This window comes from Nostoc sp., assembly GCF_036917755.1.
GTDB lineage: Bacteria > Cyanobacteriota > Cyanobacteriia > Cyanobacteriales > Nostocaceae > Nostoc.
The window spans coordinates 35,538-51,621 of record NZ_JBALFC010000012.1 but is presented as its reverse complement, the minus strand read 5'-3'; the positions used below and the strand labels follow the sequence as shown (position 1 = coordinate 51,621).

The 16,084-nt window shown below is 45.7% G+C and carries 11 protein-coding genes; 6 read left to right on the top strand and 5 right to left on the bottom strand.

Translation table 11 applies throughout. From position 1 onward, the window contains the following. The first annotated feature begins 351 nt into the window (after positions 1 to 351). Together V7L05_RS03990 and V7L05_RS03985 are read left to right on the top strand one after the other, a co-directional pair. Entirely contained in the window at positions 352 to 1,953 is a 1,602-nt protein-coding gene (locus V7L05_RS03990) for a hypothetical protein (protein ID WP_335162006.1), read from the top strand. 345 nt (positions 1,954 to 2,298) lie between these two features. Then, positions 2,299 to 4,065, top strand: coding sequence for a pentapeptide repeat-containing protein (locus V7L05_RS03985; protein ID WP_335162004.1), 1,767 nt, complete (start codon positions 2,299 to 2,301; stop codon positions 4,063 to 4,065). A 340-nt stretch (positions 4,066 to 4,405) separates the two neighbouring features. Here the strand turns inward: V7L05_RS03985 and V7L05_RS03980 are convergent, their stop codons facing one another. From V7L05_RS03980 to V7L05_RS03970, 3 genes are read right to left on the bottom strand one after another with little or no spacing between them, the layout of a single operon-like run. Beyond that, a complete protein-coding gene (locus V7L05_RS03980) occupies positions 4,406 to 4,747 on the bottom strand; it encodes a 4Fe-4S binding protein (RefSeq protein WP_335162002.1) in 342 nt (113 codons plus the stop codon). Between the two features lie 28 nt (positions 4,748 to 4,775). Continuing rightward, entirely contained in the window at positions 4,776 to 6,503 is a 1,728-nt protein-coding gene (locus tag V7L05_RS03975) for an FAD-binding protein (protein ID WP_335162000.1), read from the bottom strand. A gap of 2 nt (positions 6,504 to 6,505) precedes the next feature. Beyond that, entirely contained in the window at positions 6,506 to 6,643 is a 138-nt protein-coding gene (locus tag V7L05_RS03970; RefSeq protein WP_335161998.1) for a hypothetical protein, read from the bottom strand. 493 nt (positions 6,644 to 7,136) lie between these two features. On the opposite strand from V7L05_RS03970, the gene V7L05_RS03965 reads away from it, so the two are divergent. The 4 genes from V7L05_RS03965 (at position 7,137) to V7L05_RS03950 (ending at position 12,193) form a co-directional block, all read left to right on the top strand. After that, the gene (locus V7L05_RS03965) at positions 7,137 to 8,099 is read left to right on the top strand and encodes a TauD/TfdA dioxygenase family protein (RefSeq protein ID WP_335161996.1); all 963 of its coding nucleotides are present in this window, start codon (positions 7,137 to 7,139) and stop codon (positions 8,097 to 8,099) included. A 26-nt stretch (positions 8,100 to 8,125) separates the two neighbouring features. After that, on the top strand, positions 8,126 to 9,007 hold the full coding sequence (locus V7L05_RS03960) for a TauD/TfdA dioxygenase family protein (RefSeq protein WP_335161994.1): 882 nt from the start codon (positions 8,126 to 8,128) through the stop codon (positions 9,005 to 9,007). A gap of 787 nt (positions 9,008 to 9,794) precedes the next feature. Further along, positions 9,795 to 10,802, top strand: a complete 1,008-nt coding sequence (locus tag V7L05_RS03955; RefSeq protein ID WP_335161992.1) for an aliphatic sulfonate ABC transporter substrate-binding protein — start codon at positions 9,795 to 9,797, stop codon at positions 10,800 to 10,802. Positions 10,803 to 10,921: 119 nt separating this feature from the next. Next, positions 10,922 to 12,193, top strand: a complete 1,272-nt coding sequence (locus V7L05_RS03950; protein ID WP_335161990.1) for an MFS transporter — start codon at positions 10,922 to 10,924, stop codon at positions 12,191 to 12,193. Positions 12,194 to 12,335: 142 nt separating this feature from the next. Here the strand turns inward: V7L05_RS03950 and V7L05_RS03945 are convergent, their stop codons facing one another. Further along, positions 12,336 to 14,762 carry an arylsulfatase gene (locus V7L05_RS03945; protein WP_335161988.1) on the bottom strand — a complete coding sequence of 809 codons (2,427 nt, stop codon included), beginning with the start codon at positions 14,760 to 14,762 and terminating at the stop codon, positions 12,336 to 12,338. 141 nt (positions 14,763 to 14,903) lie between these two features. Next, entirely contained in the window at positions 14,904 to 15,974 is a 1,071-nt protein-coding gene (locus V7L05_RS03940) for an aspartate carbamoyltransferase catalytic subunit (RefSeq protein ID WP_335161986.1), read from the bottom strand. Positions 15,975 to 16,084 lie beyond the last annotated feature (110 nt).

Genomic DNA, 16,084 nt, shown 5'->3' with positions numbered 1-16,084 from the left:
CCTATATAGCCTGCTTTTGCCGATTCTCTTAGCTGCTTTAGATTAAACAGCAAACTTTAGACTTCAATTTTAGTTGCCATTTTTCAGCTTTATCAGAAATTAAAGGGTTTAAGACCGAACACACCTAGCTCTGAGAGGATGTTTGAAAAGTCCTCTTCAGTAAATCGCAAACTTTCGGAAACCTACGCAAAAACGAGGGTTTCAGCCCTGCCAAAAAAGAAATTTAATGCTGATGTGGTAAGGCTTCTAAAAAACTTTGCGATTTACTGAATGTATTTTCATAGTTACCACTTTTGTTTTCTAAGTATTGTAATTGTCATAATTATTACATAAGATAATGGAGAATAATGTATGTTTGTTAAAGATTTTAAAGAATTAATTTCAATCGATTGTCAAACAGACGAAAGCGGGAATAGTCCCGTAGTTCTTGAACTAAAGAATAAAAAATTATGGCTCACCTATATGTGGGTGGGTGGGGTTCTCACTAAGAAACAAATACAGTGGGACGAAGAGGGAGAATGGCATTTCGCTACAACCCTCGGCAGGCTCAAAGAAGCCATTGGGAAAAATAGCAGAAATGCTGCCCAAATAACCATTGCCGTCGCCGATGATCAGACTTTGGCAATAAAGACTCTGATTAAGACAGAAAAAGGCGATCGCAAATCCGATCATCAAGTGATGTCTTGGGGTGTAAAACCCCAATTAGATTTGGACACCTTTGAGGCAGACAGCCAAAGCCTAGTTTTGGACATGGAAGCCTGGGCGGAAATTCGCCAAGCTGGAAATGTCATCGTCCGCGATTTGGTCAAAAATGAGAAAGAATCGCGGGAGATTCTTTCCAGTTATGTCCGCTTGGACATTTGGGCAAAAACGGGTTTTGCCACGGGCTATTCTCCAGGGATGATTTCATACAGGCAATTTGCCTGTACGGAAAATTTCACGAAAGCAAGGGTGTATTTAGTGCCGGTCACATTGATCGCATTAATTGGCACTCTAAAACTGGAGATTCCAGTAGTTACGTTGCGCCTAAGCGCTGATAAAAAGCAACTGTTAACTACAGTTGACGATCAATTCTTCCTCACAAACATTCCATCGGAGGACAAATATCCGATTCTGGATGGAGTGTTACAGGAATCTGCTCAAAACTCCCTCGTAGCGATTGACGACAAAACCAGCCTCCAAGCAGCATTACAAGCTGCAAAGGATGCGGGGGTGAAAAACATCACCCTCAGTTTCAGCGATCAAGAGGTGACGGTAGACGCAGGGAAAAAGCTTCCCAAGATCAGCATTCCCGTTGACTCAAGAAATAAGTTTACCTCAACCGTCAAGTTGAGCGTAAATTTGATATTGGATGCCCTCAATTCAATCAATGTCACCAAAATATTGTTGCTATTTCCAGCATTAGCAGGGAAAGCATTAATAATCGAAACCCTAACAGGGGTCGTATATCTTATCTTGGCTATTACCAAGGTTACGGCTCACATCATTGAGTCAATCAAAGATACACCACCTGCTGAAAACAACTCGAAACCCAAACCCAGAACAAAGCAGTTGGAGATTGGGAAAACTCATGATGGAAAAGCCTTTGCCCTTGTTGCGGTGGAAGACAACCCACTGGCTCCGCTCAAAGGAGAAACCCCTGAACAGAGGCTACTTGAAGCTCAGTCTCAGGGTGATGAGATTCTAGCTAAATTGAAGAAAAACCAGGAAGAAATAATCCTGGAGGACGCATTAATAGACGCAACACTGGCAAATCTGGAGGCTAATCTTAGAGAAGCTCTCCAAGAGAGTCAGAAACCAGTCCTTTCTGACTCTGAAGAATACCGTTTTCAGGAGTTGGAGGCAATGTCTCTTAAGCTCTACTGGACGGGAGGAAGAATTTTAAACATCCTCCTGCATAAAGACCCTGAGTGGAAGTTGGAAATCAGAATGATTAATCCCACTTCTAAATAAGCAAAAAACTGAGATTAATAATTTTATTAATCTCAGTTTTTTATTCCGCCCACCACCTCATGCAATTGTTGTTCGGAGAGTTTTTTAAGGAGGCGTTTAAATCCCCGAATTAAAAACTTCGTTGTCAACTGTCAACTGTCAACTGTCAACTGTTAACTGTTTACAAGGCTTTTTACACTCATTGAGATGCTCTCTAGCCCATCGTAGACATCACCAACGGATGATATTTTTCGTGTAGTATTTATTGATACTATTAATTTTTGACAGTGAGAAGCAAACTAACATAGAAAAATTTTAATTCAGGATTATCAAAAAAACAATTAAAATGTAACAACGGACACAGAAATGTCAACATATTTATCTCAAGTCTGGCTGCTGCTGAGAAATTATGTGAAAGGTACAAGGTTGCAAGAGATGCCAAAGACCACATCGCCAGAAACCGAAGCAGTTTTAGCTCTAGGAAAAAGTATTAAAGCAAACAAAAGTGTTAAATTTGCTCAAGATAATTTGCAGGAAGATTTATGCTCTCTAAGACTGCAAGAAAGCTTAGAAAAATGGACAATATCAAAGAGCGGTTTGACTTCTAAGATAGACGATCGCACATTGAACATTCTCCCTGAAGGGTTTTGTTTTAGAGTGTGCGATCGCCAGATGCATGAAGAGATTTATGATTTACTGGGCAATGGCGCTCTGAAACCAGAAATAGTCAACCAACTAATGGAATTGGTTGTAACTGGTAAAAAAAATCACCTAGAACTGCTTTTCTGGCGGCTAGAAGATTTTTATCGTCGGTGGTGTCAGGGAGAATTTATCGATGGGACACCAGATGATAACCTACCTCAGCAAACAAAGTTAAAGCTAGCGGCAGAAAATATTACTCTTGGGCTAAGACAGGTAGACATATATACAGGGCTGAACGTACTGATTTTACTCTTAGAGTTACACCGCTACGCCCAAGAGCGAGATGAACTAAAACAAAAAATCATCTTCTATCCATCTTCTCAACCGGACACAGATAATTTTTTCACATCCCAACTGCTGCGGATCATCAACTATAGCGATGCCCTGGAAATTGGCAACTTTAGCAGTATAGTCGGGCAATTCCTCAAAGGCGGCAACTTTCGGAGTGCTTACCTGGGCGATGCCAACCTCACCGGGGCAAACTTTAGCGGTGCCGACCTCAGCCGTGCTTACCTCGGCGATGCCAACTTAACTGGCGTAAACTTTAGCGGTGCCAACCTTAGCGGTGCCAACCTCGGCGATGCCAACCTCAGTGGTGCCAACCTCAGTGGTGCCAACCTCAGTGGTGCCGACCTCAGCAGCACCAACCTCATCGGTGCTAACCTCATTGGTGCCAACCTTAGCCGCGCCGACCTCAACCGCGCCGACCTTAGTAGTGCCGACCTCAACCGCGCCGACCTTAGTAGTGCCGACCTCAACCGCGCCGACCTCAGCAACACCAACCTTAGCCATGCTGACCTTAGCAATGCCATCCTTTTCGGTGCGAATCTAAGTGAAGCCAACCTCCGCAGCGTCAGCCTTAGCCATGCCGACCTCTGCCGCGCCGACCTCAGTGGTGCTGATTTGAGTCACTCTATCCTCAATGGTACTAATCTCAGTGACACAATTCTTTTCAGTACCAACCTCAGTGATGCTATCCTGATTGCCGCAGACCTCAGCTACGCCAAACTTAACGGTGCTAAACTTAACAATGCCAGACTTAACGGCGCAATGTTCTTAGGTGCCGACCTCAGCGGCGTAGACCTGAGTCGGGTGATTCTCAACGAAGCCGACCTCAGTGGGGTGATTCTTAGCGAAGCCGACCTCAGTGGTGCCGACATCACCGACGCTATCCTGTTCGGTACAGACCTCAGCTATGCCAACCTTAATAGTGCTAACCTCAGTGGCAGTAACCTCAGTGGTGCTATCTTCAATGGCGCGGATCTCAGTCACAGTAATCTCAGCTATGCCATTCTGGGTGGTGCTGACCTCAGCGACGCCAATATGGAAAAAATGACTTGGGGTAAAAAGCAGCAGTGGGAAGATGTGCGGGGATTAGAGACAGCAGTTAATGTGCCGGAGGGGTTGAAGGAAGAACTGGGATTGAATTAGGGACTGACAAATAAAAAAATACTCAACCACTTCTTGTGGGGTGGGTGACACGAGAACCCGTATACAAAGGCGGGCAAGATGCCCACCCCATAAGATTGGGTAATTTATTTATTAGACATAGGAGTGAAAATGAATGTAGAGACGTAGCAGTGCTACGTCTCTACAAGGGTTCTGGGTAACGCATATTTAATTTCACCAGATGTCTATTGGAAGTCCCTTAAGAAGACAGGGAGGTGACATTTTTACCTTTGCGTCCTTTGCGCCCTTTGCGGTTCGTTATTCTTATACACCATCTTCCGAGTTTCAATCTCAAAAGTTCGACCTCGATTAAACACCCAAATTAACTTTGATAGGGGCGTGGCAGTTGGCGCAATTGATGAGCAGTATCCAATTCACTATTGTTTTTTCTGCCATACCCCCAACCTAAGATGCGACGATATTCACCCATGATGCCACTTTCTATTAAATCATCCTCATTGACTGCAACATTGGTATGAGATTCAGGCGCAACATACAGCGCATCCGCAGGACAATATGCCTCACACATGAAACAAGTTTGACAGTCTTCCTTTCGGGCGATCGCGGGTGGTTGGTTGGGTACGGACTCAAAGACATTGGTAGGACAAACTTGGACGCACACATTGCAATTGATACAGAGTTTATGGCTGACAAGCTCGATCATAATACTGCTCCTGCTACAACTTTGATAATTAGGGTGTGGTTTGAGTGGTTAGTAGTGGTGGTGTAGCGATGGCGTTCCGCTCACCAGAGGCAATCTCTACGAGAGGCTGCGCCAACGCATTTGTTATCCAATCACGCCTCACCCAAAGCTTTTCTAAGCCGCCTGTGGCTTGATAATAATGCTGATTTGGATCGGTTTCGGGATAGTCCACGCGAATATGTTCGCTACGCGTTTCCGTGCGATGTAAAGCGCTAAAATATGCCCATCGCGCTACAGCCGTCAGAGAAGCCGCTCGACGAGAAAATTCCAGATCGCGCACTGTATCTTGTTTCGTCTGTGCTTGTACCTGCTGCCACAGCGTTTCTAATTTGGCAAGGGAATCCAGAAGTCCCTGCTCAGAGCGCAAGTAATTCTTCTCTAAGGGGAACATCTCTGCTTGTACACCGCGCACGATCGCTTCGCTATCGAATGTTTCCGAAGCGGGAGACTGCGATGAGCTACGCCCCGCCCCAGGCGATCGCAATCCGGCTTGACCCGCAGGACGCGCAACCCGTTTATTTGCATGATCGCCGAGACTACGTGCAAAAGCTGCTGCCCCAACTCCAGCCCATTGACCTGTGGAAATCGCCCAGGCTGCATTGGGACCACCACCACCTGAAGCTAAACCTGCTAGGAATTCACGCGAGGCTGCATCCCCTGCGGCATAGAGTCCGGGTACTTTCGTACCGCAACTATCATCGGTCAAACGGATTCCACCTGTACCACGGACTGTACCTTCTAAAACCAGCGTGATCGGTACTCGTTCTGTATAGGGATCGATATCAGCTTTTTTATAAGGTAGATAAGCGATGAAATGGGACTTCTCAATCACTGCTTTCACTTCAGGTGTAGCTCGATCCAAACGGGCATAAACAGGCCCTTTCAAGAGTGCATTGGGAAGGAAGGATGGATCGCGACGACCATTGACATAACCACCAAGATCATTACCCGCTTCATCGGTAAAGCTAGCCCAGCCAAAGGGAACACCCCGTGTCACTGTGGCATTGAAAGCGGTCGAGATCGCATAGTGATTAGAAGCTTCCATACTAGAGAGTTCGCCGCCAGCTTCCACTGCCATCAGCAGTCCATCACCTGTATTGGTATTGCAACCTAATGCTTTACTCAAGAATGCACAACCGCCATTCGCCAGGACTACTGCACCAGCACGAACGGTATAGGTACAATGATTTTGCCGTTGCACACCTCTTGCTCCGGCCACTGAGCCGTCGTCAGCCAATAAAAGCTCTAGAGCCGGACTTTGGTCGAGAATCTTCACACCAACACGCAAGAGGTTTTTGCGAAGTACCCGCATATATTCAGGGCCATAATAACTCTGGCGCACGGATTCCCCATTTTCTTTGGGGAAACGATAGCCCCAATCTTCTACTAGGGGCAAACTCAGCCAAGTTTTTTCGATCACACGCTCTATCCAACGTAAGTTAGCGAGGTTTTTTCCTAAGCGATAACGCTCCGATAAAACTTTGTCCCAATTCTCTGGAGAAGGAGCCATGATGCCATTGCCACTGGCAGCAGCTGCACCGCTCGTACCCAGAAAACCTTTATCAACAATGATTACTTTGACGCCTTGGGATGCGGCTGCCCATGCTGCCCATGCGGCGGCAGGACCACCACCAATTACCAGAACGTCAGCCGTTAATTGTAGTTCATTTTCGCTATCGGCTCTTAGCAATTCCTTGTCCTCCTTTTTGGCAGTCAATTTCATACTTTGCGACTGTGAGCGGCTTCTACAGACAAAAATCCATCCACCTGCATTAGACACAACCTATAGTAAGCACCACGTTTTGCTAGTAATTCGTCATCAATGCCGTCTTCGACAATGTGACCTTTCTCAAACACTTACAAAGAATGTGTACGGCAAATGACAGTTAACATGGTAATCTAATTATTAGTGTTTCAAACATTTATTGCAAATTAATTTCTGATCCGTTTGGAGGGAGCATTAGCTAGAGTGGCGGCGAAAGTAATTTAATGGGCAGTCAAGCGATCGCTTGTCATTTGTGCTAATCAACACATTTCACCATCCGATCACAAACCAACTCCACATATCACGATCACCGAAGTAGATAAGCTGGCGGCACGCACTGCATTCCTAAGCAAAAGACGGATATGGCGATCGCACTTTCACAGATAGAAGCGCTATAAACTTCCCGTTATTCCAGCAGTCTAAAAATATAGTCACTTTATACTACTGTAAATCGATAGACTTAGTGTATGATACTAGCAACTATGATCGCTTCCTTTGAAATATTGCTTCCACTTGATAGCAAAATTCCAAAAGAAACGGACAAGTGCGAACACCACCCTATGAATCAAACTCTGGAGAATCTACATGGGCTACAAACATATCGAAGTCAAACAAGTAGCTGGTTTCATCGGTGCCGAAATCGGTAACGTAGACCTTTCCCGTCCTCTGAATGATGATCAAGTCAAAGAAATTCGGAAAGCACTATTGAAGTGGAAAGTCGTGTTCTTTCGTGGACAGAACATCGATCATGCTGCCCAGGTTGAATTCACATCTCGTTTCGGCGAAGTGACTTTCGCGCATCCACTCGGAGAGCCTGAACCAGTTCCGGGATTTCCGCAGATCAAACCCGTAGACCGTAGTCTCTATGAAAAGCAATACGGCTTTCGCACTGGAGGTCCCTGGCACACAGATGTAACAGCAGCTATTAACCCGCCAGCAGCGTCTATTTTACGTGCGGTTAATGTCCCTAGCTTCGGCGGTGACACCCAGTGGAGTAATTTAGTTGCAGCTTATGAGGGTCTATCAGCACCTCTGCGATCGCTTGCAGATACATTGAAAGCTGAACATCGCTTCAATGGTGGTGGGTATCAGCCCCGCAGCAGCAAGTTCGCCGAGCGCATCGCTGTCAATCCACTAGTCTCAATCCACCCAGTAGTCAGGGTTCATCCTGAGACTGGTGAGCGTGCGTTGTTCGTTAATCCTGGCTTCACCTCGCACATTGTTGATGTGTCACGAGAAGAAAGCAAGCTGCTGCTTGAGTTGTTCTTCAACCAAATCACCAAGCCTGCTTACACCACCCGTTTCCGTTGGAACAATGGTGATATCGCGTTCTGGGATAACCGCGCCACTGTGCATTTAGCTCCTCAAGATTTAGATCATTTGGATGTCGAGCGTCTCTTATATCGCACCACGATCACTGGCGATGTTCCAGTTGGGGTTGATGGTTTCCGCTCAGAAGTAGTTCAAGGTGAGGCGTTTAGCGCAGAAGTACCAACCGTCTTCAAGCAGAAAGCTGAGTCTAAAGAAGCACAACCAGTGCTTTCGTAAGCTACAAAGTGCAAGGAGAAATTTTTATGACATTTACTGCAACACGAATTGAGATTACGCCTACTGAAGCAGCTTTAGGAGCAGTTGTTACTGGTGTTGATGCCAGTCTTGCAGCACAACCAGAAGTAATTCTACAACTCAAGCAGGCATGGCGTGATCGCCACATCCTCATCTTCAAAAATCAACAATTGACTGACGATCAATTATTAGCGTTTGCGAATTACTTTGGCGACATTCTCCAACAGCCTGCCTATATCCGTAAAGGAGAAACCGAGCCGTACCTGCCGCCCCTTGTCCTGACTCTTGCAAATGCTGCCTCCGAAGAAAGTTCCGTCAATGTTGCACCCAACTATCGTGAACTTTTACCCCATATTGATCATGACTGGTTGCCTACACCATCTAGCGGTTCATTTTTATATGGGGTAGAACTGCCTGAGAATGGCCCTGATACCTATTGGGTGAATTTGATTCAGGCTTACGAAGAGCTAGATGATGCTACCAAGCGGCAGATTGCTGGCTTGCAGGTGCGCCATTTTAATTTCTATGGCAAGTATCGGGATGATTATCCTGAGCCTGCCTACGCAGCCGGTCGTTCCGTTGAACCCGGTGAACGAGTTGCTACCCATCCTTTGGTTCGCACTCACCCGGATACTGGCAAGAAAGTTCTCTTCCTAAATGCCGCTAGCGAGGTAGATATTGTTGATTACGACCCAGTGGAAGGAGCAAAGCTAATTGAGCGGTTGCGGCAACACATTAAGCAACCCCACTTTGTTTATCAACACCACTGGAGCAAGGGCGACCTGCTTTATTGGGACAACCAGGCAACGGCTCACTATCGCCCCGAATTTAATTCCAACGCAACCCGGATTTTGAAGCGAGTTAGCATTCGAGGAAGCCGTCCTTTCTAAAGTTCAGCTAGCGGGACTTAAACATTTTTTCGGGATAAACAAGCCTCAAACCCATGCAGGGTAAGGGAAATACACCAAATGCTCAAAAACGGCTCAAACCCAGATATATCAATCAACCAAGCAAAACGATGTCAAAGTCTCTCTGTATATAGATTTGAGGCTTTTTTATGGGTGTTTTTTGTCTAAGTTCCACTAGCTAAAGGTTGTGAATTCTTTCAGATAGAAAACTTTACTCCCCCTTTCCTTCTCGAGTTTAGAGAGCAGAGGGGGTTAAGTGAACTACTCCGCCGTAAGACGGACGTAGCTCTCCCAATTCATCGGGAATAGCCTCCAGAACTCGGTAGTACTAGAAAGTCTGACATTCCCTCCAGGGGCAGGAGTCCTGGTTCCCAAGACCCAAATCTTTCTCTTGCAACATATACCTATTAGCTTGGTTTTCGCTTGTGGCATTGATGGTCAAGACTTTAACTATCTTACCAGAAAATACTGGCGATTCGTCATACATCTGCAATCCTCACCCCCCGCTCCCTATCCCCACCTTCAATCTACTCATAAGGTGGGGACTTCCGCGACACGTTAACAGAAAAGCTAGTTTTGACACCAAACCGAATGCGATTTGATCTAGCCTTCTTGTCAAGGATAGAACCCTCTAATCGATTCGGTGAGCTTGCAGAGATTTTGCTCCCACGGTATCAGCGTCAACATGAGGTAGAAAGCTATGGTCAGACCGCAAATTGGAAAGTACTCAATATCCAGGCGTGATTTACTTTACACTTTTTATGGGTTAATGTCTTTTTCTGCCTTAGTCAGTTGTGGAACAAACAACGGCAGCACAGGCAATAACAGCAGCACAACTTTGAGTGCTAATGCCACTAGTAACAATAAAGGCAGTACCAAGCTCGTTCGACTTGGCTACCAAGTTTCCGGGGATCTAACCCACGAAAAAGGCGCGATTGAAAAACGGTTGGCTCCTCAAGGAATAAGTGTTACTTGGTCTCAATTTGTGTCTGGGCCTCCGCTCTTGGAAGCCTTAAATGTGGGTAGCATTGACCTTGGGCCGGCTGGCGAAACGCCACCCATTTTTGCTCAGGCAGCTGGTACCAATCTGATTTATGTAGTTAATACCCCGCCAGGTACTGGAGAAGGTTCAGCAATTGTTGTGCTAAAGGATTCTCCAATCCAAACATTGGCAGGTCTTAAAGGTAAAAAAGTTGCTTATTCTAGAGGGACGGCTCAGACCTTTTTTGTGGTGAAAGCGTTGGAAGAGGCAGGGCTGAAAATCAGTGATGTTGAATCAGTGAATCTGACCATTGCAGATGGAAGAGCAGCGTTTTTGAGCAAGACGGTTGATGCCTTTGTAGAAGGTGATCCTAGTCTGATCAAGCTGCAACGGGAAGGCAGTATTCGGGTCTTACGAGACGCCCAAGGAATTAAGACGCCAGGAGGTTATTACCTAGCTTCACGAGATTTTGCAATTAATAATCCTGAACTCTTGAAAGCAATTTTGTCAGAGTACTACCAAGTTGGGGAGTGGGCAAACAAAAACAGGCGGGCTGCTGCCGAAATCCTCGCACCGAAGGTCAAGACTGATGTCGATACTATGGAGTTGACGCTGACGAGAAGAAAATATGACATGAGACCAATTACTGAGGAAGTAATTAGCGCTCAACAAAAGGTTGCGGATCTTCTGTATGAACTGAAGGTTGTACCAAAACAAGTCGATGTTAAAGGAGCAACCTTAACTGCTCAGCAGTATGCAATGATTACACCGGATGCCGTTAGGAATAAGGCTTAACCTTTGAATCAGCAAACTGGCGACAAAACCAGATGCGATGCCTGCGGCGGTAAACTACGCGATTATCCGATAATTGTTAGTTAACCTAATTGTTAGTAGAGCATACTAGAACTCCCTTGATGAAAATTTGGAACGGACAACTAGGCGATCGCGTAAGTAATATCATTTACCAGTATTTACCGGCCTTTCGCTGGCGTAATTTTCGCCTATTTTTTGGGGGACAGTTACTATCAATGTCTGGGACATTTATGACCCAGCAGTTAACGATTCCTTGGCTGGTATACGATTTGACTAAATCGGCTTGGTTATTGGGAGTTGCAGGCTTTGTGCAATTTTTACCTACGTTATTAGTAATTCCCTTTTCGGGCGTCTTGTCCGATCGCTGGAGTCGTCGTGACTTGTTAATGGTGGTGCAGATATTGGGAATTAGCGTTTCCCTGGCTTTAACGATTCTTACCTTTAGAAATTCGATTACGTTTCCCATCTTATTAGTACTGAGTGTTCTCAATGGTTTTCTCAAGGGATTAGATATGCCCGTGCGTCATACAATCGTCACCGAAACCGTAGACGATCGCGCCGATTGGGGCAATGCGATCGCTTTGAATTCAGTAATGTTAAGTTCCTCTCTGGTATTGGGACCGGCTATGGGCGGGATTTTGATTGCGACGCTAGGGGTGAAATATTGTTTTCTCTACGATACCCTCAGCTATATCCCTGCCATCTTTACCCTGCTAGCGATGCGGCTGAAAGTCAGATCCACACAGATTCTTACGAGCCTTAGCGATACTTTGCAGAAATTGCGGGAGGGCTTTGAATATGTCTCCAAATTCCAGCCGATTAGAGCAATTTTATTAATACTGGCGTTACAAGGTTTAGTCGGGATGTCTCATATCGCGCTCATGCCCGTCTTCGCGGCTAAGATTTTAAATGGGGATGCAACTACGATGGCTCACCTCAGCATCTCAGCACCGATTGGATCGTTGCTTGCTTGTTTGTATCTGAGTGTCAGGCGAGGGATTGCGGGCTTAGAGCGTTTGATTGTAGTCGCTCAAGTCTTGATCGGGATAAGTCTGATCTGCTTCTCACTATCGCGTCAAGTTGGATTATCCATAATCATACTAGTGTTTACAGGCTGCTTTTCCATCCTCCAGATTACCAGTAGTAATATGATTATCCAAACCCTAGTTGCCGAGGATAAGCGCGGACGGGTGATGAGTTTTTATGCCCTAGCAATGGTGGGTATGATGCCCTTTGGAAATCTGTTAGCTGGAACTTTGGCACATAATTTTGGTGCGACTAATGCCTTGATTGTCTGTGGCAATCTGAGTATCTTAGGTGCGCTATGGTTCTCTGCACAATTGCCAGCAGTGAGCCGTTGGATTGACCGCTAAACAAGTTGTTTCTCTTTAGAGAAGTGGGATCTTTGCACCTACCTACTGGTAAGTGCAAAGGCACAAAACAAAAAGATATTTATGCAACAAACGCCATGAATTAAGTTGATAACGAAGTATAAAAATACCTCTTACCTATTCTCTACTCCTCTTTGGCATCAGGCGCGGGTAAACCAGGTATGTATTTGACTTGCTCGATCGCACCAGTGTATTTAAAGACCCCATATTTTTTGTAGAGATTCCATGACACAGGGCTACGGGCATCTTTACCAATGTCCAATCCTTCATAGGGAAAGCCACTAAACGTTAGCCCCAGCTTACCTGCCGCGACTTGCTGTCCGTTGACGGAGAGTGTTCCAGACCCCTGGCGCTTGCCCAGTGCATCGTAATTCAAATCGATGTTAAGTTGACCTGGCTGTAGCGGGACTGCGGGAAACTTAATTGGCTGACCATAGTTATTGTGTTCGTAGAACAGCTTGCCATCCTCAATATAGAAGATATAACCAACTTCCTGTCCACCGTGGGCAAGAATCACCCCGCGATCGCCTGCTTTATACTGAGCCTTCACCTGGATGGTATAATCGCGATCGCTCACCAATGGCAAAATGTCCGGTTCCAGTACCAAGTCACCTACATGGAATGTCTTCGGTTTCACTTTATCCTTGATATAAGGCGGCACTCCTCCATCTTGCGTGGATTCTAACAGGGGATAAACTTGATACTTGAATGCCGCAGCATCAAAGGCTGCTGCCAGTTCTTTGACTTTCTCTGGATACTGGTTCGCCACATTGTTGGTTTCGGAGTAATCTTTGTTCAGGTTGTACAACTGCCACTCGGAGTCACTAAATGGTTTCCCGATCTGATGTTCGGTGACAGCATACCAACCATTTTTGTAATACCCTCTATTGCCTGAATTCTCATAGTATTGTTCAGTTCTTTGAGAGGGCGTATTGGCATTATTCAAGAGATAGGCAAAGCTGATACCTTCTAGAGGTTTCGTGGGTTTACCATTAAAACTGTCGGGATGCTTGATACCCGTCAATTCCAGGAGGGTAGGTGTAATGTCTGTGATGTGCGTAAATTGTGTCCGGGTAGCACCCAAATCTTTGATTTTTGCTGGATAGGAAACAATCAATGGATTCCGTCTACCGCCCCCAAGGGTAAGGGACTTGTAACGCTTTAGGGGTGTATTGGAAACGGTTGCCCAGCCAATGGGATAGTGAGGCGCAGTTTGAGGACTACCTATCAACTCGAACCGACTGATATCCAGGGCTTTATCGTCTGGTAAACCGGAGTAATGTCGAGCTACATTCGTCGTGCCATTTGGCCCACCTTCTCCAGAACCCCCATTATCAGAAGCTACAATGATAATTGTGTTGTTGAGTTCCCCGGTGGACTCTAAATACTCATAGAGTTTGCCAAAGTTTTGATCCAGATTATCAACGAAGGCTGCATAGGCTTCTTGGTAACGAGCAAATAGCTTTTTATCCTCAGCCGATAGTGTATCCCAACCTTTAACGCCTGGATTTTGGGGTGGTAGTTGAGTGTTGGCAGGAATTAGCTTTGATGCAAGTTGCTTCTGGTATCGTTCCTGGCGTAGCACATCCCAGCCGACATCATACTTGCCTTTGTATTTAGCAAGGTCTGCGGGATGAATATTAAAGGGTGAATGAACAGCATTGTTGGCAAAATACAAGAAAAATGGCTTGTCTTTTGACTTAGTTTTTGCTTGTTTGAGCAATGCGATCGCTTTTTCTGTCCAGTAATCGGTGGTGAGGAAATTCTCAGGATAGCGATCAACTGAAATCGGCGTATTGTCTTCGTAGAGAATATGGGGTGTCTGGGGATGTTCCAATCCATCTAAGAAGCCAAAAAAATGTTCAAACCCCCGTTGTAACGGCCAGGAATTTAATGACGCGGTAGCGGTGCGATCGTAAGTCTGAGTCAAATGCCACTTACCCGTCAGCAGGGTAGAATAGCCATTGCTACGTAAAATTTCTGCCAGAGTGACGACATTGCTCTGAATTTCACCCGCATAACCAGGAAAACCAGGGTTTCCCTCAGCAACCCAACCGACTCCCGCAGAGTGGGCATTTAATCCCGTCAATAAAGATGCTCGTGTGGGAGAACAAAGCTGGTGCGTTGTGAAGTTGCTAAACCGCAGTCCGTTAGCTGCCAATTTATCAATATTCGGTGTACTGATTTCTGAACCGTAGGGGCCTAAATCCGAAAATCCCAGATCGTCAATTAGGAAAACAACAATGTTGGGGGCTCCTTTTGGTGCTGTGCCGGATGAAGCCAGAGATTTGTTGGCTAAAGACGATGGGGGCTGTGGAGTCCACCAAGGCGTTGATTCTGCTAAGGTTCTGCCGATTTTGCCTTTAAATCCAGCGTAAGCTTGCTCGCTTACATTACCTACTCCCTTAGCAGAGTTCTGAGCTAAACTGCTGGCGATCGTTGTGCCAGTAACCAGCAAGATGCTAAACACAACTAGTGCTAACCAAGCGGTGGGTGAAACAAGTTTTTGCTTGACTTTTTGAATGAATGATAGATTCCGTTTTCTATTCAACAGACCTGCCTCCTGACAAGCGATACCTTCCCCTTAACAGAAGATTCATAGTACAAATAAACGAAAATATTATACTATATGTCTATCGAATTATCGTAGTATTAATTTCAGCTAAAGCACATACCTGCGGGGAGTGTCAAATTAAACCTTACCGCTTCCGATCAAATACAACAGCGCCATACGAACGGCGACACCGCTGGTAACTTGCGATTGAATAAGACTAAACTCCGGGTCATCCATCAAATCAGAACTAATTTCAACACCACGGTTGACTGGGCCTGGATGCAAAACTTTGACGTTAGGTTTACAAAGTTGCAGCTTTGTGCGTGTAATGCCAAATAGCTGATGATATTCTCGTAAACTTGGCAGTAAATGAGCCGTCATGCGTTCCTTTTGCAGGCGCAAAGTCATGACAAAATCAGCATTCTGCAAAGCTGGTTCTAGTTGCCAGTGGAGAAATAGTTGGGATGAGGGAGATGAGGGAGATGAGGGAGATGAGGGGGATGAGAGAATTAATTTGTCTCCTCCTGCTTCCTGCTCTTTCCCCTCTACTTGCTCAGAGATATACTCGGCAAATAACTTGGGTAAGAGGGTGGGTGGTGCTGCGAGATGCACTTCGGCACCACTGGCAATTAAACTCCAAATATTCGATCGCACCACACGAGAATGGAGAATATCCCCAACAATGGCAATCTTTTTTCCCTTTAAAAGATCCAGTCGGGGGTGATCTGGGTCAATTAGAGTACAAATCGTAAATAAATCTAGCAGTGCTTGGGAAGGATGCTCATGTTGACCATCACCAGCATTGAGAACACTAACTCGTACACCTAGACGATCCATTTCAGCCGCGATCGCATTCGGTACTCCTGCCTCTCGATGGCGGACTACCATAATATCAGTTCCCATCGCCAAATAGGTTTTCGCTGTGTCGAGAATTGTCTCTCCCTTAGTCATAGAGGAAGATGCTGCGGCGAAGTTCAGCGTATCTGCACTCAAACGTTTCGCTGCGATTTCAAAACTGCTACGAGTCCGAGTAGAGGGTTCAAAAAATAAATTCGCCACTACCTGTCCCTGCAAGGTTGGCACTTTTTTTGTCCGCCGTGATAGCACCTCTTGAAAAGAAGCCGCAGTTTGTAAAACTGTATCGTATTCAGTGGTAGTGAAGTCAGCGAGGGAAAGAATGTGATGACGATTCCAGGTGGTAGTAGGCATAAATAGCAATCAGTTTCCTGCATAGAGAAGGCGCCTTCAACAGGATACATTGTGAATTTCTCGTTGTCCAAAAGCTTCCTGTCCGTTGCTATAATACTGACTAGTAAGCT